This window comes from Streptomyces niphimycinicus (genome assembly GCF_018883605.1).
Taxonomy (GTDB): Bacteria; Actinomycetota; Actinomycetes; order Streptomycetales; family Streptomycetaceae; genus Streptomyces; species Streptomyces niphimycinicus.
The window spans coordinates 1-2,260 of sequence record NZ_JAHLEM010000471.1 but is presented as its reverse complement, the minus strand read 5'-3'; the positions used below and the strand labels follow the sequence as shown (position 1 = coordinate 2,260).

The following is a 2,260-nucleotide window of genomic DNA, read 5'->3' as shown; positions in this document are numbered from 1 at the left end:
CTGACGAGGGTTTCGGAGTCGGCGGTGCGGGTCCCCGCGAAGGATGCGGCGGACCCGAAGGTGGTCTTCCTCAACCGCCTGGAGGGCGTCACGGCGGCAAAGGGCGAGTAGTAAGCCAGGTTGTGGGCAATCGTTCCTCCCCCAGCTACCGCTGGGAGGTGCCCCCCGGCGGAACGGGTGGGCACAACCCGGCCACCGGCCCGCACCCGACAACGAATCGGCAAGGACTACCGCCCTATGGGCCAAGCAGCCGCCTGATCCTGATCCTCGCCCGCGAAGCGGGCACACGCATCGGTAAGCGTCTCGAGCAACGTCAAGGGATCCGGCAGCGGCCGCTCAGGCCCGAGCAGCCACCCCACATGCCCGTCCCCCGGCAGCTTCGCGGGCGGCATCAGCACATAGCTGCCCCGGCAATGCCACCGCAGCCCCGGATGCTCGTCCATCGTCTCCGGGTGGCAGTCCAGCTCACAGGGCCACCACTCGTCCTCGTCGTCCGGCGTGCCCCGGGTGGCACTGAAGAACAGCATCCGCCCCTGCTGGAGATCGCCGCTGCTCGTGGCCACGGGACCGACCTCGACCTCGGCCGCGCCCAGCCGCTCCAGGGCCAGCCGCCCGGCGTCCACGGGCACGTCGAGCACATCGTGGACGATGCCGGTGGCGGTGATGAAGTTGGCCCGCGGATCGGCGCGCAGCCACTGCGCGACCTTGTCCGGGTCGGTGGTCGCCTGGGTCTGCCAGGCGAACGAGACGGGGTGGCGGCCCGGGGTGGGACAGCCGATGCGGTCACAGGAACAGCCGTAGCCGGAGGGGTGGGCGGCCGGTGCGAGCGGGAATCCCGCCGCCGCGGCGGCCATGAGCAGGTCCTCGCGGACGCCACCGGCGCCCGCTCCCGTGTCGTGGTCGCCGCCCGCTCCGCTCCTCGGCCGACGCAGCCACTGGGAGAACCTGCCCTTGCGTTCCATCTACCGCCTCGCTTCACCGCCGGTACCGGCGGTACGCCCGGTACCCGATCAATGCTGCCACCATCCTGCTCCGGAAGTGGCCGGTGTCCGCATCCGGGGTGGGTGAGAGCACCTCGACCGGGTGTCGATATCAGGGCATACGCGGCATCTCGCGCCTAACGTTCCATCTATGATCAGCAGGCATTTTCTGACCGCCGTCGTGGTGCTCGGCCTCTCCATACCGGCGGCCGTCGCGGCCCACCCCACCGCTCGTCCGGCCGTACGACGCCTCATGCCCCCGACCGGCGAACCGGCACAACTCCAGCCCGCGCTCACGGTGCCGTCGGCCGCAAAGCCCTCCGTGGTCTACACCGCGCACCGCGGCGGCGCCCTGGAAGTGCCCGAGAACAGCATGTCCGGGCTGGCCAGCGCCCTCAAGCGGCATGACGTCCAGGTCCTCGACTTCGACACCCGCATGCTGCGGGACGGCACGCTCGTGGTGATGCACGACGCGACACTGGACCGCACCACCGACCGGACCGGGCCCGTACGGGCGCTGACCGCCGCCCAGTGGCGGGACGTCCGGCTGCGCCCCGACCCCTCCCTGCGCGGCACCTGGCGGCCCGAGCGGCCCCCGACCGTCGCCGAGGCGCTGGACCGGTTCGGCGGCCGGATCACCTTGATGGTGGAGGCCAAGGACCCCGAGAGCCTGCCGCGGCTGGCACGGATGATCCGCGACCGGGGCCTGACCGACTCCGTCTACGTCAACAGCAACCGCCCCGAGGTGGCCCGCGAGGCCCACCGTAAGGGGCTGATGACCCAGTTGTGGCGGTCCGCCCGGCAGATGCGCACCGACACCCCGCGCGACTGGCGCGGCGTCGTCGATCTGCTGGACGTCGACTACCGGGCGCGCGAGAAGGACGTACGGCGGGCCGTCGCCTCCGGGATACCGCGGGTGTGGGCGCACACCGTGGACACCCCGGCGCAGCGGGACCGGATGCTGCGGCTGGGGTGCGACGGCATCATCACGGACGCACCGGCCCTGCTGGTCTCCACGCCCGTACGAACGCCGCGGGCGCCCAGCGGGGAGTGAGCGGGGCCGACCAGCGGCCCGGGCGGCGGGGGGCCGGGGACAGCGAACCGCGCGGAAGGTTCCCGGCCCAGACGGCGAAGGCGCCACCCAGAGGCAGCGCGACCCCCGCGAAAGCCCCCGGCCCGGGGCAGCGGCCCAGCCCCCGATCCGCGCGACAGAGACGACCCTGGGGACAGCGGACCGCGCGGAAGGTTCCCGGCCCAGACGGCGAAGGCGCCACCCAGAG

At 72.7% G+C, this 2,260-nt stretch carries 2 protein-coding genes; one reads left to right on the top strand and one right to left on the bottom strand.

Annotation, left to right across the window (positions count from 1 at the left end; all coding sequences use genetic code 11):
- Positions 1 to 227: 227 nt before the first annotated feature.
- On the bottom strand, positions 228 to 962 hold the full coding sequence (locus tag KN815_RS33180) for a bifunctional DNA primase/polymerase (RefSeq protein ID WP_216345563.1): 735 nt from the start codon (positions 960 to 962) through the stop codon (positions 228 to 230).
- Between the two features lie 169 nt (positions 963 to 1,131).
- On the opposite strand from KN815_RS33180, the gene KN815_RS33175 reads away from it, so the two are divergent.
- Complete coding sequence (locus tag KN815_RS33175; RefSeq protein WP_216345562.1) at positions 1,132 to 2,034, top strand: glycerophosphodiester phosphodiesterase; 903 nt, start codon at positions 1,132 to 1,134, stop codon at positions 2,032 to 2,034.
- The last annotated feature ends 226 nt before the right edge of the window (positions 2,035 to 2,260 follow it).

Bases quoted from the DNA above. Each gene is read 5' to 3' on its own strand.
- KN815_RS33180 (WP_216345563.1), bottom strand. From the start codon at position 962: ATGGAACGCAAGGGCAGGTTCTCCCAGTGGCTGCGTCGGCCGAGGAGC.
- KN815_RS33175 (WP_216345562.1), top strand. From the start codon at position 1,132: ATGATCAGCAGGCATTTTCTGACCGCCGTCGTGGTGCTCGGCCTCTCC.